Below are 20,413 nucleotides of genomic sequence, written 5' to 3'. Positions count from 1 at the left end.
AGCGGTCCTCGTCGGCCGGCGCAGCTCGCGCAGGGTTCCCGCCCGCGGGCTCCGAAAGGGAGCGATCTTTCCGTCGGGTGAGGGGCCTCACTCGAGCGCCGCCGAGAGGCTTGGTGCTTCTCGCCCGGCCGGGCCGCCGGCGCCGGCTTGGTCGTTGGCTCGGCCGAGCGACCGCGTCGGTATGGGATGAGCTGCCCGGGTCCTGCCCGAGCGACCCTCATCGGTCTGAGCTGACCGCAGGGGTCCCCGCCCAGGGGACCCCTGTTTTCACGTTACCGCGGGGGTCTGACAAAAAGGGCCCCACCGCCGACCGGTGGGGCCCTCCGAAACCGCGCGACCTCAGTCCTTGATCCGCGGAATCCGCTGCGTGACCTCGGCGTCGGCCTCCGCCGGAACCGCCGTCTTCTTCTCGCGCCGTGCCTTCAGGTACTCCAGCGCGATCGGCACCACCGAAACCAGCACGATCAGCACGAAGATCGCGTCGACGTTGTTCGCGATGAACGACACCCCGCCCAGCAGCGACCCCAGCACCGTGATGCCCGCCGCCCACAGGATGCCGCCGATCACCGTGTACGTGAAGTAGCGCTTCGGGTCCATGCGGCCGATGCCCGCGATCCACGTGATGAACGTCCGGACGAACGGCACGAACCGGGCCAGCACCACCGCCTTCGGCCCGTGCTTCTCCAGGAACTCGTGCGTCTTGTCGACGTACTCCTTCTTGAAGAACTTCGAATCCGGCCGGTTGAACAGCTTCGGCCCGACGAAGTAGCCGATGTAGTAGCCGACCACGTTGCCGAGCAGCGCCGCGACCGTCACCAGCACGCAGACCAGCCACAACGGCGCGTCGAGCGTCCCGTTCGCGATGAACAGGCCCGCCGTGAACAGCAGGGAGTCACCGGGCAGCACCGGGAAGACGCTGCTCTCGATGAAGATGATCAGGCACAGCACCGCGATGACCGGCGTCGTCAGGCCGCTCAGCAGGTGCTGCGGGTCCAGCCATGACGGCAGCAGCGACATCGTGTTGACCGTGCTCTGGGCGAGAATCACCCCAAAAACGGTACAGGGTCACCCTGAGTCGTTACTGAGACCCGGTCAGACCAGCGTCAGCAGGCCCACCACGGATCCCGCGGCGAGGCCCAGCAGCACCGCCAGCAGCAGGATCCAGTACGCGGGCAGCTGCGCCGACTGCCGTGGCGGCGGCGGAGGCGGCGGGGCGTAGGCCGTCGGGGCCTCGGCGATCGGGTCCAGCGCCGCCCGCTCGCGCTCCAGCGAGTCCGCGCCGGCGCCCGAAAGGAGCCCGTACGCGGACGGCAGCTCGTTGGTCGGGACGGCCTCCGTCTCGCTGTCCCGCGGCGACGCCGAAGGGGCGAAGACGGCTTGCGCGCGAAGGGCGTCCGCCAGCAACTGCTCGGGGTCCTTCGGCTCGCTCATCTCCGCCCAATTCGCTCGTCCGTATCAGGTACTCAAGGTAGCCGTACCCACCTCGGCGACCCACTCACCCCGGCGCAGCACCTTCGCGGGCCGCAGGTCCTGGTCCAGGACGACGATGTCGGCCACGTACCCGGGGCACAGCATCCCGGTGCGGTCGGCGATGCCGAGCAGCTCGGCGGGCCGTTGCGACGTCGCGTGCACCGCGTCGAGGATGCCGAGTTTCGCACCCCGGACCAGATTGCGGAAGGCGGTGTCCATCGTCAGGGTGCTGCCGGCCAGCGAGCCGTTGTCCGCCAGCGTGGCGACGCCGTCGTGGACGTCGACCTCCAGCCGGCCCAGCGTGTAGCGGCCGTCGGCGGCGTCGGTGGCCGACATCGCGTCCGTGATCAGCACCGTGCGGTTGCGGCCCGCGTGCTTCGCGGCCAGCCGCACCACCGTCGGGTGCAGGTGGACCAGGTCGCAGATGAGCTCGATCGTGATGCGCTCGTCATCGAGCAGTGCCCCGACCGGGCCCGGTTCGCGGTGGTGCAGCGGCCGCATGCCGTTGAACAGGTGGGTCGCGACCGTCGCGCCCGCGTCGATGGCGGGCAGCAGCTGCTCCTCGACGCCGTCGGTGTGCCCGATGGCGGCGATGACGCCCGACTCGGCCAGCTGCCGGACGGCCTTGATGCCGCCGTGCAGCTCCGGGGCGATGGTGACCATCCGGATCGCGCCCTGGCCGGCGCGCAGGAGCTTGTCGACCGTGCCGGTGTCCGGCTCCAGGAGCGTCTCCGGGTCGTGCGCCCCGCAGCGGGCCTTCGAGATGAACGGCCCCTCCAGGTGGATGCCCGCGACCTCGCCGTCCTGGACGAGCTCACGCAGCGCCGCGACCTGGTCACGCAGGATGTCCACCGGGTCGGACACCAGGCTGGCGAGCATGGTCGTGGTGCCGTGACGGCGGTGCGCTCGCACCGCCGTCAGGAGCTCCTCGGGATCGAGGGAGGTGAACGAAGCACCTCCCCCGCCGTGGCAGTGGGTGTCGATGAACCCGGGCACGACCAGTGCCCCACCGACGTCGACGTGCTCGCCCGACGGCGGGGTCCCGGAACCCACGCCGGCGATCCGCCCGTCGGAGACGGCTACCCAGCCGTCGTCGAGTACACGGTCCGGGGCAGCGACCCGGCCGCCCATGATCACGAAATCTCCGGCGCCTCTCACGCACCCCAGCATATATTGGTCTGGACCAAGCATGGTGATACGACTCAGTGATCGGAATGGTCCACCCGGGTCACTGTGGGGCCTGCATGGCCTTCTGGAGTGCCTCGAGCGCCCGGCTGGCGGTCGACTTAACGGTACCCTTGGAAATGCCTGCGGCCTCAGAGATTTCGGCCTCGCTCAGCCCACCGTAGTAACGCAGCACCAGCACTTCGCGCTGGCGGGGCGGCAGCTTGGACAACGCGGACACGACGGCCTGGTGCTCGCTGGACAGCATCGCGAGGCTCTCCGCGGAGCGTGCGTTCACCGCGTGCGGTGGCACGTACTCGCGGGCGGTCTTGCGGCGGCGCAGCACGCTGCGCGACCCGTTGACCACGGCCGTGCGCAGGTAGCCGACCGCGGCCGCGGCGTCGCGCAGGCGCCCCCAGTTGCGATGTAGGCCGGTGAAGGCCTCCTGGACGACGTCTTCCGCCGTCGCGGGCTCGTCCACCAGCAGAATCGCCAGCCGGACCAGCCGCATGCGGTGCTGGCGGTAGAGGTCTTCGAGGGTCAGCGGCGCGGCCGTCTGCGCCGGGGCCGGACCGTCCATGACCCGCAGGTGGCCGAGGGTCGCCTCGACACTGCGTTCCGCATTGCCCTCGAGCATGAACCCCTGCCTGTCCTCGACCCCGGTTTGCACGGTGTGTCGCGTCAGCAGGTTCACGGTATTCACAGCGCTCACACAGGTACTGACGCACGCCCAGCCTATCGGGTTGGCCTGCCGTCGCCACAGGTCGGCCGCCTCGACCCGGGTAGCGTCGGCCCCGTACCGCCCGCCCGACCCCGGAGAGCCCCCATGGCCTGGTTCCTCGTCGAAATCACCTACGTCCAGGAGAAGATGCCGGACGTCCGCCCCCGGCACCGCGAGTTCCTGAGCAAGCTGGCCGAGCAGGGCCGCGTCGCGGTCGCCGGCCCGCTGGGCGACGGCACCGGCGGCCTCACGCTCTACCAGGCCGACGACGAGGCGCACCTCAAGGAGACGATCGACCAGGACCCGTACTTCCTGGAGGGCGTCGTCGCCGAGCGCAGCGTCCGCGAGTTCAAGCCGGTGATCGGCGCCTGGCTGCCCGCGGAGTCATAGGTCGAGCGTGGTGGTGCCGCGGTCGACGCAGATCCGCATCGACCCGCCGCCGGCCGCCGGCACCGCGCACGTCCCGCAGAAGCCCTGCCGGCACGAGTAGGGCGTGGCCGGGCGCGCTTCGAGGAGGACGTCGAGGGCGGATCGGTCGCCCGGGACGTCCAGCACCTGCCCTGACCTGCGCAAAGTCAGCCGGAACGGCGCGCCGTCGACGATCGGCGGCGGCGCGAACCGTTCGAAGTGGACGGCTTTCGCGCCGGTCAGCGCCAGGTCGACGCGGACCCCGGTGATCATCGGCACCGGGCCGCAGCAGTACACCGCTGCCCCTTCGGGCAGATCTTCCAGCAGTTCCGCGCCCGAGGCCGGGATGCCGTACTCGGTGTCCGGGCGGATCCGCACGCGTTCGTCGTCCGGCAGCTCGTCCAGGAACGGCATCGACTCCCGGCTGCGGCCGGTGTAGACCAGCCGCCAGTCGGCGCCTGCTTCGGCACAGCGGCGGACCATCGGCAGGATCGGCGTGATCCCGATGCCGCCGGCGATGAACCGGAACGGTCCGTCGCCGACGAGGGGGAACGCGGTCCGCGGGCCCCGGACGGTCACCCGCGTGCCCGGCGTGAGCGCGTGGACTTCGGCCGACGCGACGCCGATCTTCCGCACGGCGATGCGGTAATGATCCGTTTCGGACGGATCGCCGCAGAGGGAGTACTGCCGCACCCGGCCGGAGGGCAGCACGAGGTCGACGTGCGCCCCGGCGCGCCAGGAGGGCAGTGGCGCGCCGTTCGCCAGCCGCAGGCTGACGACCCCCTCGGCTTCGGGACGGACGTCTTCGACGACCAGCGGCAGGTTCCGGTCGACCGCGCGCACCGGCGGCCGCCGCCGTCCGCTGAATTGCGACATCCGGCGGTAAACGCCCACGACACCGACCAAAGTGGACATCAGGCGGTCGGTGCGGCCACTGCCGTCCAGCCGGGTGGGCCGGCCGAGCGTCACTCCGCCGCCCGGGCGGCCGGGGAACTCGCCAGGTAGGCCACCGCCTGCTCGGTGCTCCCGGTCTCCGCCGGGTGGTACGACTTCCGGAAGTACGGCCGGATTTCCCGCAGCAGCTGACGCCCGCTCGGCAGCAACCCGCGCCTCGCCGCTCGGCGATAGCCCCGCAGCGAAGCGCGGCCCGGGTGCGTCGGATCGTTATGCATCAGATATCGCGTGCCGCGCGCGAAGACCCACGCCAGCACCGGCGTCACCGCCGCCATGCTGCGCACGCGGCGCGTGTACCGGCCGTCCAGGTGCATGAACAGGTCGAACGCGACCGACCGGTGCTCGACCTCCTCGGCGCCGTGCCAGCGCAGCAGGTCGAGCATCACCGGGTCGGCGCCGGCCTCCTCCAGGGGCGCGTCGAGCACCCACTGGCCGAGGAACGCCGTGTAGTGCTCGATCGCGGCGACGATTCCCAGCCGTTCGACCAGCCACTCCTCGGCGGCGCGGCCGGTGAGGCCGCGGTCGCCGAGCAGCTTCCGGAACAGCCACTCCATCTGCGCGACGAACGGCCGCACCGGCACGCCCGCGGCTTCGAGGTGCGCCGCCGCGCCGTCGTGGGCCTCGGCGTGCACCGCCTCCTGGCCGATGAACCCGAGGACGTCGGCCTTGAGCCGCTCGTCCCGGATCAGCGGCACCGCCTGCTTGAACACCTCGACGAACCAGCGCTCGCCTTCCGGCAGCGCCAGGTGCAGCACGTTGATGGTGTGCGTGGCCTGCGGCTCGCCGGGGAGCCAGTGCATCGGCAGCGCCGCCCAGTCGAACTTCACGTCCCGGGCGTGCAGCACGAGCTGCTCGTCCGTCACGATGCTCGCCCGGACAGTTCGTAGTCCGCGGGGTCGACCTTGCGCGTCTCCAGCCAGTAGCGCCATGTGAAGCCCGGCCAGATCGTCCGGTTGACGCCCTTGGCGTCGAGGTACCAGCTCTTGCAGCCGCCCTGCGTCCAGACGCCCTTGACCAGCTTGTCCTGGATCTCCTGCTGGAACTTCTCCTGCACGCCCGGCCGGACGTCGAGCGCGGCGGCGTCGCGGGAGTCGGCGAGCTTGATGGCGTCCACGACGTACCGCGACTGCGACTCGATCATGAACACCACGGAGTTGTGGCCCAGCGCGGTGTTCGGCCCGAGCAGGAAGAACAGGTTCGGGAAGCCGGAGACGGAGATCCCCTTGTGCGTCCGCATCCCTTCGGTGGCCCACTCCTTGGCGAGGTCGCGCCCGTCGACACCGGTGATGTCGAGGTACTCCAGCGCGTCGGTGACCTTGAAGCCGGTGCCGTAGATGATCGCGTCGACCTCGTGCTCCACGCCCGCGGAGTCGACGATCGAATGCGCCTTGACCTCCTTGATCCCGGCCGTGTTCACGTCGACGTTCGGCCGGTTCAGCGCCGGGTAGTAGTCGTTGGAGATCAGGACGCGCTTGCAGCCCATCGTGTAGTCCGGCGTGACCTTCTTGCGCAGCGCGCGGTCCTGGATGCCCTTGGCGATGTTGCGCTTCGCGATCAGCTCGCCGGCCTTCATGATCGCCGGGTGGCCGTTGAAGCCGATGGCGCGGGCTTCGAGCAGCCAGTACAGCGCGTTGCGGTAGAGGCGCTGGGTGCCGGGGACGCGCTTGAAGAGCGTCTGCGCCCACGACGGCATCGCGTGGTCGGGCTTGGGCATGATCCACGGTGGCGTGCGCTGGAAGAGCGTCAGCTCGGCGACTTCGGGGGCGATCTTCGGGACGAACTGGACGGCGCTGGCCCCGGTGCCGACGACGGCGACCTTCTTGCCGCGTAGGTCGTACTCGTGGTTCCACTGCGCCGAATGCCAGGTCTGGCCCTTGAACTTCGCGATCCCGGGCAGCTCGGGGACCTGGGGGATGTGCAGGCCGCCGACGCCGGAGACGAGGAACTGCGAGACGAACTCGCGGCCGTCCTTCGTGGTCGCCGTCCAGCGGCGCTCGCGCTCGTCCCAGTGGGCGCCGGTGAGCTCGACGCCGAACCGGATCTTCTCGCGCAGCCGGTACTTGTCCGCGACACCCTTGAGGTAGTCGAAGATCTCCGGCTGCGGCGAGAACGACCGCGACCAGCTGGGGTTCTGCTCGTACGAGAACGAGTACATGTGCGACTGCACGTCGCACGCGCACCCGGGGTAGGAGTTGTCGCGCCAGGTCCCGCCCACCTCGTCGGCCTTCTCCAGGATCACGTAGTCCCGGATGCCGGCCTTTTCGAGCTGGATCGCCTGGCCGAGCCCGGAAAACCCGGTGCCCACGATCACGACCTTGAACCGCTCGGTCATCTGTCGGCCTCCGCTGCTTCGAGGATGCTGCCCAGATGACGTTACCTCAGGTAACAGTTACTTGGAAGTACTCCCTACTGGTTAGTACGTCCCGCCGAGCTTCGTGTGGTCCCAGCTGACGACCTTGGTCGGGCGGAAGACCAGCCCGACGCGTTTCGGGGCCTGACCTGCGATGAAGCCCTTGAGCTCGTCCGGTACGGGGTCGCCGGGCTTGGCGCCGGCGTACCGCTGCATGAGCGTGATGCCCATCCGGGTGACTTCTTCGGTGTCCTCGATGATCTCGACATCGGCCTCGAGCGAGACGCCTCGGAGCTTCTCGTAGCTGTCGCCGTCCTCGATGAGCACGGTCGCCTCCGGCAGGCGCCGGAGGTTCTTCGCCTTCTGCGAGGTGCCGTACGTCCAGGTCGCGACGCCGTCCTCGTGCGGGTAGTACCAGAGCGGCGCGAGGTGCGGGCGGCCGTTCGGGCCGATGCTGGCGACGTTGATGACCTTCTGCTCGGCGAAGTACGCGCGCACTTCGTCCTCGGTCATCCGGATCTGGTCACGACGGGACATCTTCACCCCTTGGTGGCGGCCCGGCCGCCGTGGCCGGTGACCGCCGACTCGAACGCGCCGCGGGCCTCGATGTCGGCGAGCGCGGCCTTGTCCGCCGAAGGTACCCGGCTGCGGGAGCCGATTTCGATGATCGGCGGGAGGAACGCGCGCAGCAGCTTGAGCCCGCCGACCCAGCGCGGCACGTGGATGGTCCGGGCGCGCTTGAGGATGCCGGCTTCGAGGTCGTCGAGGGCGACGTCGAGGGGGTAGGTCTTGCCGATCAGGCCGGGCATCGACGCGCGGAGCTTGCCGAACACGGGGTGCGCGTCGGCGCTTTCGACCAGGTCGGTGCGGATCCACGTCGGGTGCGCGACGCCCACCTTGACGCCCAGGTGGGCGACCTCGGCGCGGAGGCTGTTGGAGAAGGCTTCGACGCCCGCCTTCGCGGCGGCGTAGTTCGCCATGCCGGGCGCGTGCGTGATCGCGGCGAGGCTGGAGATCGCCAGCAGGTAGCCCTTGCGCTCGATGACGTGCGGGAGCGTGACGCGGAACGTGCGCCAGACGCCGAGCAGGTCGACCTCGATGACCTTCTCGAACGCGGCCCGGTCGACCGAGCGGACGAAGCCCGCGGTCGCGATGCCGGCGTTGGCGATGACGATGTCGATGCCGCCGAAGTGCGCGACGACGCCCTTCGTCGCGCTTTCGAGGGCGTCCCAGCTGGTGACGTCGGCTTCCCAGGCGTGCGCGTTCGGTCCGATGCGGTCGGCGACCTTCTGCTGCTCGTCGGCTTCGAGCCCGACGAGGGCCACCTTCGCGCCGCGCGCGGCCAGCCGTTCGGCCAGACCGGCGCCGATGCCGCGGGCGGCGCCGGTGATCAGCACGACCTTGCCGTCGACCTTCTTGGTGCCGCTCAGCAGCGAAAACGGGTTGGCCACGGTGCCCTCCTAGACGTCACTTGAGGGCACCGTACCTCAACTTACCCGCAGTAAGCTACCCAACAGTAGGGTCAGGCTTCGCTCAGTTCGGCGACTTCGGCGTCGCTCAGCTCGAGGCGCACCGACGCGATCAGGTCGGTGAGCTGCTCGGTCGTCCGGGCGCTGGCGATCGGCGCGGCGACCGTCGGCTGCTGCCGCAGCCAGGCGAGCGACACCGCGGCGACCGACGTGCCGTGCGCTTCGGCGACTTCGTCGAGCTTCGCGAGCACGCGCTCGCCGCGTTCGTCCAAATAGGACTCCGCGCGGGCGGCGCGCGGGCTGTCGACGTGGTGGTCCTTCGTGCGGTACTTGCCGGTCAGGAAGCCCTTCGCGAGCGAGAAGAACGGCAGGGTGGCCAGGCCTTCGCGCTCGACGAGCGGGGCGAGGTCGCGCTCGTAGTCACGCTCGAGGAGGTTGTAGTGCGGCTGCAGCACCGCGTACCTGGCCAGGCCGTTCTTGTCCGAAATGGACAGTGCGTCGGCGAGCCGGTCGGCGCTGTAGTTGGACGCGCCGAGGTGGCGGACCTTGCCCGCGCGGACCAGCGCGTCGAACGCCGTCAGCGTCTCCTCTAGTGGGGTGTCCGGGTCGTCCCGGTGCGCGTAGTAGAGGTCGATGTGGTCGGTCCTGAGGCGGCGCAGCGAATCATCGGCCGCCGCCTGGATGTTCTTCGCCGACAGGCCCGGCCGGCCCTCCCACATGCCGACCTTGGTCGCGACGACGACGTCGTCCCGGTTGCCGCGCGCGGCCAGCCAGTTGCCGAGGATCTCCTCGGAGCCGCCCCCGCCGCCGTAGAGGTCGGCGGTGTCCACGAAGTTGCCGCCGGCCGCGGCGTAGGCGTCGAGCACGGCGAAGGACTGGGCCTCGTCCGCCGTCCAGCCGAAGACGTTGCCGCCGAGGTTGAGCCCGTAGACGTCGAGGTCGGTGTTTCCCAGCTTGGTCATGTCTTCGACAGTAATTCGCCGGACCCGGGAGGAAAATCGCCGTCCCCCGCGTTGGAGTGTTCCATGGCAATCGAACTGGGCAAGCTCGGGATCTGGCGGTACCACGCGAACGTCGACGCGAAGTTCGCGGCGGAAGCGGAGAAGCTCGGCTACGGGGCGATCTGGTTGGGCGGCTCGCCCAGCGGCGCCGACCTCGCGTCGGTGGACGGCATCCTGGAGGCGACGGACTCCCTGGTCATCGCGACCGGCATCGTGAACATCTGGCAGGACGAGCCGGCGGACATCGCGCGCGTCTACGAGCGCATCGCGGGCAAGTACCCGGACCGGTTCCTGCTGGGCATCGGGGCGGGCCACCGCGAAGCGACGAAGGAGTACAAGAAGCCGTACGCGGCCCTGGTCGACTACTTGGACGGCCTCGACGCGGCGGGCGTCCCGGTCGCCGGCCGCGCCCTGGCGGCGCTGGGCCCGAAGGTGGTGGAGCTGTCGGGTTCGCGCACGGCGGGGGCGCACCCGTACTTGACGACGCCGGAGCACACCCGGTCGACGCGCGAAATCCTGGGCTCCGGCCCGCTGCTGGCGCCGGAGCACAAGGTCGTCTTGTCGACCGACGCGGCCGAGGCGCGGGCGATCGGCCGCAACACCGTCAAGTACTACCTGGGGCTGTCGAACTACGTCGCCAACCTGCGGAAACTCGGCTTCACGGACGACGATCTCTCAGGTGAAGGCAGTGACCGCCTGGTGGACGCGCTGGCCCTGCACGGCGACGCCGCGACGATCGCGCGGGGGTTGTCGGCGCACCTGGAGGCGGGGGCGGACCAGGTGGTGGTCCAGGTGCTGAACGAGGACCCGTGGCCGGGCTACCGCGCCCTGGCCGCCGAGCTGCTGTGATCTCCGTCCGGCCGCCGGTTCGCCCGGCGGCCGGACGCACCCCCTTCTGAACCGATCCCACGTGCGGAAAAGTTTCTCGCCGGGGACCGGTGTGCGGCGGCGGTCCACCTCGTACGATGCGGTCGGGACCACCCTGTGCCAAGGAGGAGTAACGATGCCCATCGCCACCCCCGAGGTCTACGCGGAGATGCTCGACCGGGCCAAGGCGAACGAGTTCGCCTACCCGGCCATCAACGTGACCTCGTCCGAGACCGTGAACGCCGCCATCCGCGGCTTCGCCGAGGCGGAGAGCGACGGCATCATCCAGTTCTCCACCGGCGGTGCGGAGTTCGCATCCGGCCAGAAGGTCAAGGACATGGTGACCGGCGCGACCGCGCTGGCGGAGTTCGCCCAGGTCGTCGCGGCGAAGTACGACGTCAACGTCGCGCTGCACACCGACCACTGCCCGAAGGACAAGCTGGACGGCTTCGTCCGCCCGCTGATCGAGATCTCGGCCGAGCGCGTCAAGAACGGCCAGAACCCGCTGTTCCAGTCCCACATGTGGGACGGCTCGGCGATCGACCTCGACGAGAACCTCGAGATCGCCCAGGAGCTGCTGGCCAAGACGGCGGCGGCGAAGATCATCCTCGAGGTCGAGATCGGCGTCGTCGGCGGCGAGGAGGACGGCGTCGAGGCGGAGATCAACGAGAAGCTGTACACCGCCGAGGGCGACTTCCTGAAGACGATCGACGCGCTCGGCGCCGGCGAAAAGGGCCGTTACCTGCTGGCGGCGACGTTCGGCAACGTCCACGGCGTGTACAAGCCGGGCAACGTGAAGCTGCGCCCGGACGTGCTGAAGGGCGGCCAGGAGGCGGCGGCCAAGAAGCTCGGCCTGGACAGCGGTTCCAAGCCGTTCGAGCTGGTCTTCCACGGCGGCTCGGGCTCGCTCCCGGAGGAGATCCGCGAGGCGGTGTCGTACGGCGTGGTGAAGATGAACGTCGACACGGACACGCAGTACGCGTTCACGCGCCCGATCGTGGACCACTTCTTCAAGAACTACGACGGCGTCCTGAAGATCGACGGCGAGGTCGGCAACAAGAAGGTCTACGACCCGCGGTCGTACCTGAAGGCCGCGGAGGCCGGGATGGCGCAGCGCGTGGTTGAGGCGTGCCAGGCGCTCGGCTCGGCGGGCACGAAGGTCAAGTAGGACAACACGAAGGCCGCCACGAACTCTCGTGGCGGCCTTCGTCGTGTTCAGACCTCGACGACTTCCAGCAGGCTTTCGAGGCCTTTGAAGTCCTTCGCATTGCGGGTGTACAACGGCAAGCCGTGCACGGACGCGATCGCGGCGATCATCAGGTCCATCCGGCGCGGTCGTGGTGAGCGGCCCGCGGCCACCGTCAGCGCGACCAGCGTGCCGTAGCGCGCGGCGGCCTCGCCGTCGAACGGCAACGGGGTGAATTCGACGATCGCCGCGCCCAGCTGCTCGTTCCGCAGCGCCTTCGTGGCCGGGTCCGCCGTCATGACGACGCCCTGGTGGAGCTCGGCCATGGTCACCGCGGTGATCTCCGGGAACTCCGGGAGGGTCTTCGGATCCAGGGTGCCGAGCTCGATGTAGGTGCAGGTGTCCAGCACACCCACGGTGTGTCGGTCAGCCACGCTGGCGGTCCCAGGGGTTGTCGTGGTCGCCGAGGCGATCCTCGCCGAAGAACTCGTCGGCATCCCGTCGCAGCTCGGCCGCGTCCACCGTGGGAAGTCGCTTGTGCCGCGCCACCAGCTCTTCGGCCGTGAACCGCTTCCGGCGCGGCACCGGCCGCAGTTCGGCGATCTCCACGCCGTTGCGGGTGACGTGGTACGTCTCGCCGGCTTCGACCGCGTCCATGATCGCGGCCGAATTGTTCCGGAACTCCCGTTGGCTGATGATGTTCACCGAACGAGTGTAGCACCGTGTGCTACACGATTACCCGCCTTGCCGACCAGCGGCGCGAAGCCGGGCCGGCCGCCGCCCAGAGGGCGAACACCCCGCCCAGCACCACCAAAGCCGTCCAGTAGGCCGCCGGCGGGGCCGACTCCGTGTGGGCGTCACCCAGCACCCACGGCCGGAACTGCGACTGCACCCAGAACGCCCCGTACCCGAACGCCGTCACCAGCAGCGCTCCCGCGCCGGCCTGGACAACGCCGGCTCCGACGGAGAACGCCAGGTCCACCGCCAACCCCACGAACAGCAGGTAGAACGGCACCGTCGACACCGGGAACCCCAGCCCCAGCAGCAGCGGCCACATCACCGACCGGTAGGCCACGTACGCCAGCGCCACCGAAGTGGCCGCCCAGCGGAAGCCCAGCGTCCGGCGGGCCAGGACCAGGATCAGCGCCATCACGCCGATGCCCCACAGCGGGTACACCCACTCCGGGATCGGCATCGTGAAGTGCAGCACCGCCGTCCGGTCGACCGGGTGGCCGATCTGGTTCGCCGCGAAGTCCAGCAGCGACTTCTCCGCCTCCGGCTCGCCGCGCTCCCACGCGCGCAGGCCCAGGATGCCGTACTCCTGCTGGCCGTTCGGGAAGAACGTGTTCTCCAGGAAGAACGCCCACAGCGCCAGCAGCACGCCCGTCCGGAAGCGGCCCGGCGGGGACAGCCGCAGCCAGCCGAGCAGGACGCCCGCCTGCATGATGCCCGTGCCCAGGTACAACATCATGTGGGACGGGCTCCACGCGGTCAGGTCCAGGCCGTTGACGCGGTGGTTGATCACGTCCAGCGGCGCCGCCACCAGGAACGTCAGCAGGCCGATCTGCATCAGCCGCAGGGACGTCTTGTCGGCACCCAGCCCCGTGTAGCTGTGGATCGCCACCAGCACGACGATGATCACCGTGCCGACGGTGTTGATCAGGTGCGGCGGCGCCAGGTCGTCGCGCAGCCACCTGAAGTGCCACGACATGTCCCACGACGAGCCCAGCAGCTTGAACGCGAACGCCGCCAGCCACATCCCGTAGCAGAACCGGAGCACCCAGTCCGGGGTCGGCTGCCCGGGAGCGCCGCGGTGCCAGTGCCGCGTGAAGAACAGCCGCGTCTTGCCGACGGGGCTGCGCGGGATCACGTCCACCGGGACGTCGACTGCCTTGGCCATGTCGGACATCATGGCCGGTCATGGTCACGAGCGGGTCAGGACCGTGGCGAAAGCCGCGAAAATCCGGATTCCCCCCTACCTTCTTCCCCGCCGCCACCCTCAACGGAGGCGCTTCGCGCCCGGATTCACCCTTAGGGGTGGACGACTTGCCTTCGATGTGCACGGCTTGGCATGGTGTGCCGCCATGATGCCGAAACGAGTTGTGGCCGCCGTCCTGGTCGGCGCTCTGGTACTGGCCGGCGGCGGGGTTCTCGCGGGCCTGTTCTTCTGACTCGCGTGCAGAATGGGCGGCATGACGCACAACCTGCTCGGCCCCGAGCCGACGCTGCTGCCCGAGCACACCGCCGCCCAGGCCGCGCTCGACGCCGGGAACGACCCGGCCGCCGTCGCGGCCGAACACCCCGACTACAGCGAGGCGTGGGCTTCGCTGGCCGAGAAGGCCCTGGACGCGGGCGAGACCATCGCCGCGTACGCGTACGCCCGCACCGGCTACCACCGGGGTCTCGACCAGCTGCGCCGCGCCGGCTGGAAGGGCTTCGGCCCGGTGCCGTGGTCGCACCGCCCCAACCAGGGGTTCCTGCGTGCCCTCGCCGTCCTCGGCAAGGCCGCCGGGAAGATCGGCGAGACCGAGGAGTACGACCGCTGCCGGACGTTCCTCGCCGACTCCGACCCCGCCGCCGCGGAAGCCACCGGCCTGAAGTGACGCCGTGGGCCCGGGACCGCGCGGTCCCGGGCCCCGCGGGTCAGAACAGGCCGCAGTTGCTCAGCGCCGGGAGGCCGGCGAAGCGGCCTTCCAGCCACGCGAACGCCTCCGGGAACGCGCGCACCGCGGTGAGCACGTGCGTCGGCACCAGTGACGTGCTGAACTGCACCTTCACGCCCTTGCCGCACCACGTCCGGCCCAGGTCGCGGTCCTGCGCGTAGGGCACGATGTCGTCGAGTGCGCTGTGGACGATCAGCACCGGCACCGACGGCTTCAGCCTCCCGATCTTCTGCTCCGCCACCCGCGACGCGTACGGCTCCTCGCCGAGGTACGCGGTGAGCGAGCGGCCGTCGGTCGTCAACGTCGACGACTGCGTGAACGCGTGCGCCGCGATCGCCTCCACCGTGCACTCGGTCCGGACCTGCTCGAACAGCTGCTTGCCGCGCGCGTTGAGCAGCGCCGGGATGTTCAGCTCCGGGTACGCGTAGTTCATGCTCACCAGCGCGAAGCCGAGGAAGCCGACCGCGTAGTGGCCGTCGAGGTTCTTGGCCACCGAAGCCAGGTCCGCGGGCACCGCGCCCGCGTACGCGCCCTTCAGCTTCAGCTCGGGCGCGTAGCTCGGCTGCAGCTCCGCCGCGGCGGCCGACGCGCCGCCGCCCTGGGAGTAGCCCGCGATCGCGACCGGGCCGTCGTCCGGCAGGCCCGCTTCCGGCAGCCGCTGCGCCGCGCGGATCGCGTCGAGCACCGCGTGCCCTTCCGCCGCGCGGTTGACGTACGTGTGGTCGCCCGGCGTCCCGAGCCCTTCGTAGTCGGTGACGACGACGCCGTAGCCCCGCGTCAGCAGCCCGGCGATGAACGGGCCCTCGTACTCGAAGCCGGCGGCAAGCGCTTTCGACGGCGCGCAGTCGTCGCCCTCGCCCTGCGTGCCGACGGCGTAGGAGACGATCGGGCGCACGCCGGCGCCGTGCCACGCCGAGCGCGGGGTCAGCACCGTGCCGGTGACGGCGATCGGCGAACCGTGCGTGTCGGTGCTGCGGTACATGATCCGCTGCACCTCCGCGTCGGCCTTGATCAGCTTGACCGGGTCGACGTAGAACGTCGACGCCTCGTGCCGGATGACGTCGCCGTCGCTCCCGGCGGGCAGGGGTGAGGGGGGATCGTAGAAGGACGCGGCGGAGGCGCCGGGTGCCACCAGGGCCAGAACGGAAACCGTGGCGACCGCCGCGGACAGGGCGCGGCGAGGGAAGATACGCATGCTTGCTCCTCGTTGAGCAGGACTAGTGCGCGGGGAACACCTTTTCAGACAGAGGTGTCGGAAAAAGAATCACGTGAGGTGGACCACAATGTCAAGCCCGGCTCCGCGCGGGCGGCCGCGCAAGCTCCCGGTCGGGGAGCAGCGCGCCCGCGTCCTGCACGCGACGGCGAAGGTCGTCGCGCAGCACGGGATGCAGGGCGCGACGATCGAGCAGATCGCGCGCGAGGCCGGCGTCTCCCGCCAGGCCGTCTACGAGCAGTTCGGGGACCGCGCGACGCTGTTTTCCGAGGTCGTGGCCGTGACGGAGGAGCAGGCGTTCGCCGCCATCGCGAGCCCGGCGGTGACCGACCCGCAGCCGGGCCTGCGGGCCTGGGCACGAGCCAACTACGCCAACATGGTCACCTTCGTCGCGGACAGCCCGGAGGCCTACGGCGTACTCCGGGCGGCCGAGCGCGCGGGCGACCCCGCTCTCACCCGGTTGAGGGAGAGGCTGGCGGTCGTCTACGCCGGCGCCGCCCGCAAGCGGTGGGCCGCGCACGGCATCGACTCCGGCCGCGCCGACCGCGCGCTCGTCACGCTCTTCTTCGCGATGACGGAGTCACTGGTGCAGGCGACCTGGGACGGCGAGCCGCCGGACCAGGAAGCCCTGATCGACCTGCTCACCGAATTCACGGTCGGCGGCGTCGCCCGCCTCCAGACGAAGGCGAGCGACGTCATCGACCGGCTGCGCTAAGCCGCGGCGAGGGCCACCTCGGCGGAACCCACCACCCGGTTGCGCCCGCCGTGCTTGGCCGCGTACACGGCCGCGTCGGCGGATGCCATCACTTCTTCGATCGACGACCCGTCGAGCGGGTAGGCGGCGACGCCGATCGACGCCGTCTGGCGTTCGATGTCGACGGCGGCGCCTTCGTTGGTCGTCGTGCTGATGACCAGCTCGCTGACCCGTTGCCGGATCCGTTCCGCCGTCACGATGGCGTCTTCTTTGGACGTCGCGGGCAGCAGCGCGACGAACTCCTCGCCGCCGAACCGGCCGACCAGGTCGTGCGCCCGGGTTTCCTGCTTGACCACGGCGGCGACCGCCTTGAGCACGTCGTCCCCCGCGAGGTGCCCGTAGGTGTCGTTGATCCGCTTGAAGTGGTCGAGGTCGATCATCATGGCGCCGAAGCTGCCGTTTTCGCGCTGGGCGCGGGAGATCTCGCGCTGGGCGCCGTCCTGCCAGGTCGTCGCGTTGAGCAGCTGGGTCTTCTGGTCGGTGGTGGCGAGCTCCTCGAGCCGCTTGATCAGCACGGACCGCTGCAGCACGTACAGCGGCAGGATGACCAGCACGGACAGGTAGGGCTCGTCGGCCAGCATCATCGTCAGCAGCCCGCCGACCGACAGCAGCGCCAGCTCCAGCAGGTTGTCGTCCATGGTGCCGAGGCACGACGCCAGGGTGGCCTTGGCCGGGTCCGCGCAGTACAGGCCGAGGCCGGTGAGCGCGGTGTTGACCACGAAGAACACGAGCGCCGCCGCGCCGACCGTCGCCACCGTGTGCCCGCTCCCCACCGGGCCCACGAGGTTCGCCGCCAGTCCCGAAAGGATCGCCGTCGTCATGTTCGCGGCGACGCGGTGCGGCTGCCCCGGCCGGGTGCCGGACCAGCTGCGGAAGGCGAGGTAGACGTAGAGCACGAGACCGAGCGCGGTGACCAGCTGCGGCGGCAGGAGCAGGCTCGCCGGCACCAGCCACACCGAGGTGGTGCTGATGTGCGGGCCCTTGCTCAGGGTGCGGCGCTGGCGTTCGATCCGCCTGCTGATCTCCGTCTGCGCGACGGCGAGCCCGGTGATCAACGCGAACATCCCCAGTGCGCTGCTCGTCACCGGAACCACCACGGCCGTGGTGACGGTCCAGACCACCATCGCGGCCATCGCCGTGAGCGTGACCGCGATCCACCTGCGCGGTCGCGACCACAGAGCCCAGTTACGGATCAGAGAAACCGAGGCTTGTCCAGTCTGTTCCCCCGATGTAATCATTCTTCCCCCATTGGCTTGCGCAACTATGCCGTGACAAACTACTCACGCACAGTTTCAGCCCGTTTGCCGCCTGTCCACAAGGGCCTGAGGTGTGTACCTTTTCTCTGACGCCGGATGAAGGGTGACCAGCGATGCGCACGAAGGAACAGTGACCGACTAGCCGCACCGCCAAGGTCGCGCAGGTCAGCCCACGCGCTGGGGCATGTCATGCATGTTCCGCGCGTGTGGCTTCTTCGTCGACCCATCGCCCGGGGTTCGCGCCCAGGCTCCGCTGCCACACCAGCGCCAGTGGCAGGGTCATTACGATTCCGACAAGGCCGAAGATGCCGACGGTCGTCTGCGGGCTCACGTGGTCGGCCAGCAGCCCGCCGATCAAGGGGCTGATGCCCAGCATCGTCGTCAGCCCGGTGTTGGACAGCCCCATCGTCTGGGCGCGGGTCTCGTCGGGCACCGCGAGCGTCAGCGACGCCGTCGCCTGCAGCAGCGCGATCGTGCCGAACCCGCCGGAGACGACGAACAGCGCGATCGACACCCACGGCCCGGGCTGCAGCAGGCACAGCAGCAACGGGATCGCGCAGAGCAGCGACATCAGCCCGATCAGCCGCGGCCGGACCCGGGCCGGCACCCACCGGGTGTAGATGAACGTGCCGATCACGCTGCCGACCGGGTCGGCGGCCAGCAGCAGGCCGATCGCGGCCGAGCCGCCACCCGCCGAAGCGACGTAGGGCGCCGCGATGCCCTCGTACACCGGGAGCAGGCCCATCAGCCAGGTGAACAGCACGAGCGAGCACAGCGCCGAGTCGCGGAAGGCCACGCTGCCGCCGGTGCTGATCATCGCGAGGAACTTCTTGCGCTTCTCGCCGGTCGCCGCGGCGGGGCGGGCGCGCAGGCCGAACCGGACGAAGAGCGCGGAGAGCAGGAACGTCGCCGCGTCGATGGCCAGCGCGATGTGCGGCTCGACGGCCAGCAGCAGCGCGCCGCCGCCGGCGAAGCCGAGGAGCTGGGCCGACTGCACGGTCATGCTCCGGATGCCCATCCCGACGACGAACCGGTCGCCCTCCAGCACCTGCGGCAGCAGGGCCAGCTGGGACGCCTTGAACGGCGGGTTCAGCAGCGAGACGCCGCCGACGAGCACGCACACCAGCCAGAACGGCAGGCCGGGCAGCGCGACGAGCCCGATGAGCGCGGCGCGCCCGACGTCGACGGCGACCATCACCGAGCGGCGCGGGAAGCGGTCGGCGAGCCCGGTCAGGAAGATGCCGCCGACCAGCGACGGGGCGAACGTCAGCGCGTAGGTGAGGCCGGTGAGCGTGGCCGAGCCGGTGCCGGTGAAGACGAGCACGGACAGCGCGACTCTCGCGAGCTGGTCGCCCGCCATGGACAGCAGTTCCGCGAGCCACAGCGCGCGGAACTCGGCGATCCCGAACACCTCGCGGAACGTGACCCGGTCCGGCGGTGCTGCCATGCGTTTCTCCCGACCTTGTGCAGACCGTGGCGCGCATGACCAGCGGCGACGCATGAATCAGCCGGTCATCGGGCAGTCACGGTACGTGAGTTGCTCCAGCTAGTGTCCCGTGACTGTTGGTGAATCTCTAGGTGCTTTAGCCGGTATCCAACGTGTCACGGAGCTCCCCGAACGTGTCAGACGATAGCCCGCAGTGTCCGACCGGTCGCCCAGGAGTCACCAATGGATCATTCCGTACCCGTTGGCCCAGGACCAGAGGCAAAAGTAGCCACCTCGCGGCCGCGAGGTGGCTACCGGGGGAACGGCGACGGATCAGCCGTCGACGGCGAGGGCGTCCTCGGCGGGACTGCGGGTCGCCGCCGACGCCCGCTCGGCGTCGCGCTTCGCCACTTCTTCCCGGACGATCGGGATGACGTACCGGCCGAAGTCGATCGTGTCGCCGAGCATGTCGTAGCCCCGCGCCGAGAGGATCTCGACGCCCAGGTCGTAGTAGTCCAGCAACGCCTGCGCCACCGTCTCCGGCGTCCCCACCAGCGCGTTCGAGTTGCCCGCGCCGCCCGTCGCGGCCGCCGTCGGGGTCCACAGCGCGCGGTCGAACCGCTCGCCCTGGGCCGCCACGGCCAGCAGCCGCTGGGAGCCCGTGTTCTCCGGCTCGGTCAGCTTGTGCCGCCGGGTCAGCGGCTGACCGCCCTTCGTCCGGTCCTTGATCGCTCCGACCGTCGCGTAGGCCTTCTCCCAGGCCAGCTCCTCGGTGGGCGCGATGATCGGGCGGAACGCGACCTGGATCCGCGGCACGTCCGTGCGGCCGGCCGCCAGCGCCGCGGCCTTCACCGACTCGATCTGCTCCGCGGTCTGGGCCAGCGGCTCGCCCCACAGGCAGTAGATGTCCGCTTCGGCGCCCCCGGCGGCGTACGCGGCCGGTGACGAGCCGCCGAACGACACCCCAGGCCGCGGCTGCTGCACCGGCTTCACGTCGGCGACGTAGTCCGCGAAGCGGTAGTACTCGCCCTCGAAGCCGAACGGCTCGTCCGACGTCCACGCCTTCTTGATGATCTGGATGGCTTCGCGCGTCCGGGCGTAGCGCTGGTCCTTCGTGAGGTAGTCGCCTTCGCGCTGCTGCTCGTGATCGTTGCCGCCGGTGATGAAGTGGACCGTCAGGCGGCCGTCGGAGATCTGGTCGAGCGTCGCGAACGTCTTCGCCGCGAACGTCGGGTACGAGACGTTCGGGCGGTGCGCGAGCAGGATCTGCAGCTTCTCGAGCTTCGTGGCGACGTACGCGGCCGCCTGTGCCGGGTCCGGCGAGCCGGAGCCGTAGGCGAACAGGACCCGGTCCCAGCCGAAGTCCTCGTGCGCGCGGGCCAGGCGCAGCGTGTACTCCTTGTCGAACACCCCGCCCGACCGGGCGTGCGTCTCCGACCCGTCGTGCGTGCCCCCGATGCCCAGGAACTCGACCGGCATACCGTCCTCCATCCACGTCGGTACTCGCCAGA

Annotated in this window: 23 protein-coding genes; 6 read left to right on the top strand and 17 right to left on the bottom strand. The window is 70.1% G+C overall.

The features are described 5' to 3' along the window. Nucleotides 1–339: 339 nt before the first annotated feature. From AB0J40_RS05480 to AB0J40_RS05465, 4 genes are all read right to left on the bottom strand, one after another. Nucleotides 340–1,047, bottom strand: a complete 708-nt coding sequence (locus AB0J40_RS05480) for a VTT domain-containing protein (RefSeq protein ID WP_364447979.1) — start codon at nt 1,045–1,047, stop codon at nt 340–342. 45 nt (nt 1,048–1,092) lie between these two features. Beyond that, a complete protein-coding gene (locus AB0J40_RS05475) occupies nt 1,093–1,431 on the bottom strand; it encodes a hypothetical protein (RefSeq protein ID WP_364447977.1) in 339 nt (112 codons plus the stop codon). 24 nt (nt 1,432–1,455) lie between these two features. Continuing rightward, nucleotides 1,456–2,607 carry an N-acetylglucosamine-6-phosphate deacetylase gene (nagA, locus tag AB0J40_RS05470; RefSeq protein ID WP_364448701.1) on the bottom strand — a complete coding sequence of 384 codons (1,152 nt, stop codon included), beginning with the start codon at nt 2,605–2,607 and terminating at the stop codon, nt 1,456–1,458. A 91-nt stretch (nt 2,608–2,698) separates the two neighbouring features. Next, complete coding sequence (locus AB0J40_RS05465; RefSeq protein WP_163046624.1) at nt 2,699–3,271, bottom strand: SigE family RNA polymerase sigma factor; 573 nt, start codon at nt 3,269–3,271, stop codon at nt 2,699–2,701. A gap of 189 nt (nt 3,272–3,460) precedes the next feature. On the opposite strand from AB0J40_RS05465, the gene AB0J40_RS05460 reads away from it, so the two are divergent. Beyond that, nucleotides 3,461–3,745 carry a YciI family protein gene (locus tag AB0J40_RS05460; protein ID WP_364447974.1) on the top strand — a complete coding sequence of 95 codons (285 nt, stop codon included), beginning with the start codon at nt 3,461–3,463 and terminating at the stop codon, nt 3,743–3,745. On the opposite strand, the gene AB0J40_RS05455 is transcribed toward AB0J40_RS05460, so the two are convergent. The 6 genes from AB0J40_RS05455 to AB0J40_RS05430 form a co-directional block, all read right to left on the bottom strand. Next, the gene (locus AB0J40_RS05455) at nt 3,740–4,732 is read right to left on the bottom strand and encodes a PDR/VanB family oxidoreductase (protein ID WP_364447971.1); all 993 of its coding nucleotides are present in this window, start codon (nt 4,730–4,732) and stop codon (nt 3,740–3,742) included. The two genes, AB0J40_RS05460 and AB0J40_RS05455, sit on opposite strands and share 6 nt — an antisense overlap. Beyond that, nucleotides 4,729–5,580, bottom strand: coding sequence for a metal-dependent hydrolase (locus tag AB0J40_RS05450; protein ID WP_364447969.1), 852 nt, complete (start codon nt 5,578–5,580; stop codon nt 4,729–4,731). Before AB0J40_RS05450 ends, AB0J40_RS05455 begins: the two co-directional genes overlap by 4 nt. Beyond that, entirely contained in the window at nt 5,577–7,049 is a 1,473-nt protein-coding gene (locus AB0J40_RS05445) for an NAD(P)/FAD-dependent oxidoreductase (RefSeq protein WP_364447966.1), read from the bottom strand. Before AB0J40_RS05445 ends, AB0J40_RS05450 begins: the two co-directional genes overlap by 4 nt. An 81-nt stretch (nt 7,050–7,130) precedes the next feature. Beyond that, nucleotides 7,131–7,604 (bottom strand): pyridoxamine 5'-phosphate oxidase family protein, encoded by a 474-nt coding sequence (locus AB0J40_RS05440; RefSeq protein WP_364447963.1) that lies wholly within the window; start codon nt 7,602–7,604, stop codon nt 7,131–7,133. A 2-nt stretch (nt 7,605–7,606) separates the two neighbouring features. After that, a complete protein-coding gene (locus AB0J40_RS05435; protein ID WP_364447960.1) occupies nt 7,607–8,518 on the bottom strand; it encodes an SDR family oxidoreductase in 912 nt (303 codons plus the stop codon). Nucleotides 8,519–8,589: 71 nt separating this feature from the next. Further along, nucleotides 8,590–9,498, bottom strand: a complete 909-nt coding sequence (locus AB0J40_RS05430; RefSeq protein ID WP_364447957.1) for an aldo/keto reductase — start codon at nt 9,496–9,498, stop codon at nt 8,590–8,592. A 63-nt stretch (nt 9,499–9,561) separates the two neighbouring features. Between AB0J40_RS05430 and AB0J40_RS05425 the strand changes: the two genes are divergently transcribed. Both AB0J40_RS05425 and fbaA read left to right on the top strand, forming a co-directional pair. After that, nucleotides 9,562–10,386, top strand: coding sequence for an LLM class F420-dependent oxidoreductase (locus AB0J40_RS05425; RefSeq protein ID WP_364447954.1), 825 nt, complete (start codon nt 9,562–9,564; stop codon nt 10,384–10,386). 154 nt (nt 10,387–10,540) lie between these two features. Further along, a complete protein-coding gene (fbaA, locus tag AB0J40_RS05420; protein WP_364447952.1) occupies nt 10,541–11,572 on the top strand; it encodes a class II fructose-bisphosphate aldolase in 1,032 nt (343 codons plus the stop codon). A gap of 47 nt (nt 11,573–11,619) precedes the next feature. On the opposite strand, the gene AB0J40_RS05415 is transcribed toward fbaA, so the two are convergent. Genes AB0J40_RS05415 through AB0J40_RS05405 form a run of 3 tightly spaced genes read right to left on the bottom strand, consistent with a single transcriptional unit; the run spans nt 11,620 to nt 13,490 of the window. Continuing rightward, nucleotides 11,620–12,024 carry a type II toxin-antitoxin system VapC family toxin gene (locus tag AB0J40_RS05415; RefSeq protein WP_364447950.1) on the bottom strand — a complete coding sequence of 135 codons (405 nt, stop codon included), beginning with the start codon at nt 12,022–12,024 and terminating at the stop codon, nt 11,620–11,622. Continuing rightward, nucleotides 12,017–12,295 (bottom strand): type II toxin-antitoxin system prevent-host-death family antitoxin, encoded by a 279-nt coding sequence (locus AB0J40_RS05410; protein ID WP_364447948.1) that lies wholly within the window; start codon nt 12,293–12,295, stop codon nt 12,017–12,019. The genes AB0J40_RS05415 and AB0J40_RS05410 overlap by 8 nt, the downstream gene beginning before the upstream one ends. A 22-nt stretch (nt 12,296–12,317) precedes the next feature. Continuing rightward, nucleotides 12,318–13,490, bottom strand: a complete 1,173-nt coding sequence (locus AB0J40_RS05405; protein ID WP_364447946.1) for a hypothetical protein — start codon at nt 13,488–13,490, stop codon at nt 12,318–12,320. Between AB0J40_RS05405 and AB0J40_RS05400 the strand changes: the two genes are divergently transcribed. Further along, nucleotides 13,489–13,761, top strand: coding sequence for a hypothetical protein (locus AB0J40_RS05400; protein ID WP_364447943.1), 273 nt, complete (start codon nt 13,489–13,491; stop codon nt 13,759–13,761). The genes AB0J40_RS05405 and AB0J40_RS05400 overlap by 2 nt on opposite strands. Before the next feature lie 21 nt (nt 13,762–13,782). Continuing rightward, nucleotides 13,783–14,193, top strand: a complete 411-nt coding sequence (locus AB0J40_RS05395) for a DUF3151 domain-containing protein (RefSeq protein ID WP_364447941.1) — start codon at nt 13,783–13,785, stop codon at nt 14,191–14,193. Nucleotides 14,194–14,233: 40 nt separating this feature from the next. Here AB0J40_RS05395 and AB0J40_RS05390 read toward each other — a convergent pair whose 3' ends face one another. After that, nucleotides 14,234–15,448 carry a lipase family protein gene (locus AB0J40_RS05390; RefSeq protein ID WP_364447938.1) on the bottom strand — a complete coding sequence of 405 codons (1,215 nt, stop codon included), beginning with the start codon at nt 15,446–15,448 and terminating at the stop codon, nt 14,234–14,236. Nucleotides 15,449–15,536: 88 nt separating this feature from the next. On the opposite strand from AB0J40_RS05390, the gene AB0J40_RS05385 reads away from it, so the two are divergent. Then, nucleotides 15,537–16,181, top strand: coding sequence for a TetR/AcrR family transcriptional regulator (locus AB0J40_RS05385; protein ID WP_086671830.1), 645 nt, complete (start codon nt 15,537–15,539; stop codon nt 16,179–16,181). Here the strand turns inward: AB0J40_RS05385 and AB0J40_RS05380 are convergent. The 3 genes from AB0J40_RS05380 to AB0J40_RS05370 form a co-directional block, all read right to left on the bottom strand. Next, nucleotides 16,178–17,344 (bottom strand): GGDEF domain-containing protein, encoded by a 1,167-nt coding sequence (locus tag AB0J40_RS05380; RefSeq protein ID WP_364448699.1) that lies wholly within the window; start codon nt 17,342–17,344, stop codon nt 16,178–16,180. The two genes, AB0J40_RS05385 and AB0J40_RS05380, sit on opposite strands and share 4 nt — an antisense overlap. A 319-nt stretch (nt 17,345–17,663) precedes the next feature. After that, nucleotides 17,664–18,923 carry an MFS transporter gene (locus AB0J40_RS05375; protein WP_364447935.1) on the bottom strand — a complete coding sequence of 420 codons (1,260 nt, stop codon included), beginning with the start codon at nt 18,921–18,923 and terminating at the stop codon, nt 17,664–17,666. Between the two features lie 312 nt (nt 18,924–19,235). Continuing rightward, nucleotides 19,236–20,381: an LLM class flavin-dependent oxidoreductase gene (locus AB0J40_RS05370; protein WP_364447932.1), complete on the bottom strand. Its 1,146-nt coding sequence runs from the start codon at nt 20,379–20,381 to the stop codon at nt 19,236–19,238. Nucleotides 20,382–20,413: the final 32 nt, after the last annotated feature.

The organism is Amycolatopsis sp. NPDC049691, assembly GCF_040675005.1.
Taxonomy (GTDB): Bacteria; Actinomycetota; Actinomycetes; order Mycobacteriales; family Pseudonocardiaceae; genus Amycolatopsis.
The sequence above is the reverse complement of the archived record's forward strand: the minus strand, read 5'-3'. Positions and strand labels throughout refer to the sequence as shown.

Bases quoted from the DNA above. Each gene is read 5' to 3' on its own strand.
- AB0J40_RS05475 (WP_364447977.1), bottom strand. From the start codon at position 1,431: ATGAGCGAGCCGAAGGACCCCGAGCAGTTGCTGGCGGACGCCCTTCGC.
- AB0J40_RS05465 (WP_163046624.1), bottom strand. From the start codon at position 3,271: ATGCTCGAGGGCAATGCGGAACGCAGTGTCGAGGCGACCCTCGGCCAC.
- AB0J40_RS05460 (WP_364447974.1), top strand. From the start codon at position 3,461: ATGGCCTGGTTCCTCGTCGAAATCACCTACGTCCAGGAGAAGATGCCG.
- AB0J40_RS05445 (WP_364447966.1), bottom strand. From the start codon at position 7,049: ATGACCGAGCGGTTCAAGGTCGTGATCGTGGGCACCGGGTTTTCCGGG.
- AB0J40_RS05440 (WP_364447963.1), bottom strand. From the start codon at position 7,604: ATGTCCCGTCGTGACCAGATCCGGATGACCGAGGACGAAGTGCGCGCG.
- AB0J40_RS05430 (WP_364447957.1), bottom strand. From the start codon at position 9,498: ATGACCAAGCTGGGAAACACCGACCTCGACGTCTACGGGCTCAACCTC.
- AB0J40_RS05425 (WP_364447954.1), top strand. From the start codon at position 9,562: ATGGCAATCGAACTGGGCAAGCTCGGGATCTGGCGGTACCACGCGAAC.
- fbaA (WP_364447952.1), top strand. From the start codon at position 10,541: ATGCCCATCGCCACCCCCGAGGTCTACGCGGAGATGCTCGACCGGGCC.
- AB0J40_RS05400 (WP_364447943.1), top strand. From the start codon at position 13,489: ATGTCGGACATCATGGCCGGTCATGGTCACGAGCGGGTCAGGACCGTG.
- AB0J40_RS05405 (WP_364447946.1), bottom strand. From the start codon at position 13,490: ATGGCCAAGGCAGTCGACGTCCCGGTGGACGTGATCCCGCGCAGCCCC.
- AB0J40_RS05395 (WP_364447941.1), top strand. From the start codon at position 13,783: ATGACGCACAACCTGCTCGGCCCCGAGCCGACGCTGCTGCCCGAGCAC.
- AB0J40_RS05390 (WP_364447938.1), bottom strand. From the start codon at position 15,448: ATGCGTATCTTCCCTCGCCGCGCCCTGTCCGCGGCGGTCGCCACGGTT.
- AB0J40_RS05385 (WP_086671830.1), top strand. From the start codon at position 15,537: ATGTCAAGCCCGGCTCCGCGCGGGCGGCCGCGCAAGCTCCCGGTCGGG.
- AB0J40_RS05380 (WP_364448699.1), bottom strand. From the start codon at position 17,344: ATGGTGGTCTGGACCGTCACCACGGCCGTGGTGGTTCCGGTGACGAGC.
- AB0J40_RS05375 (WP_364447935.1), bottom strand. From the start codon at position 18,923: ATGGCAGCACCGCCGGACCGGGTCACGTTCCGCGAGGTGTTCGGGATC.
- AB0J40_RS05370 (WP_364447932.1), bottom strand. From the start codon at position 20,381: ATGCCGGTCGAGTTCCTGGGCATCGGGGGCACGCACGACGGGTCGGAG.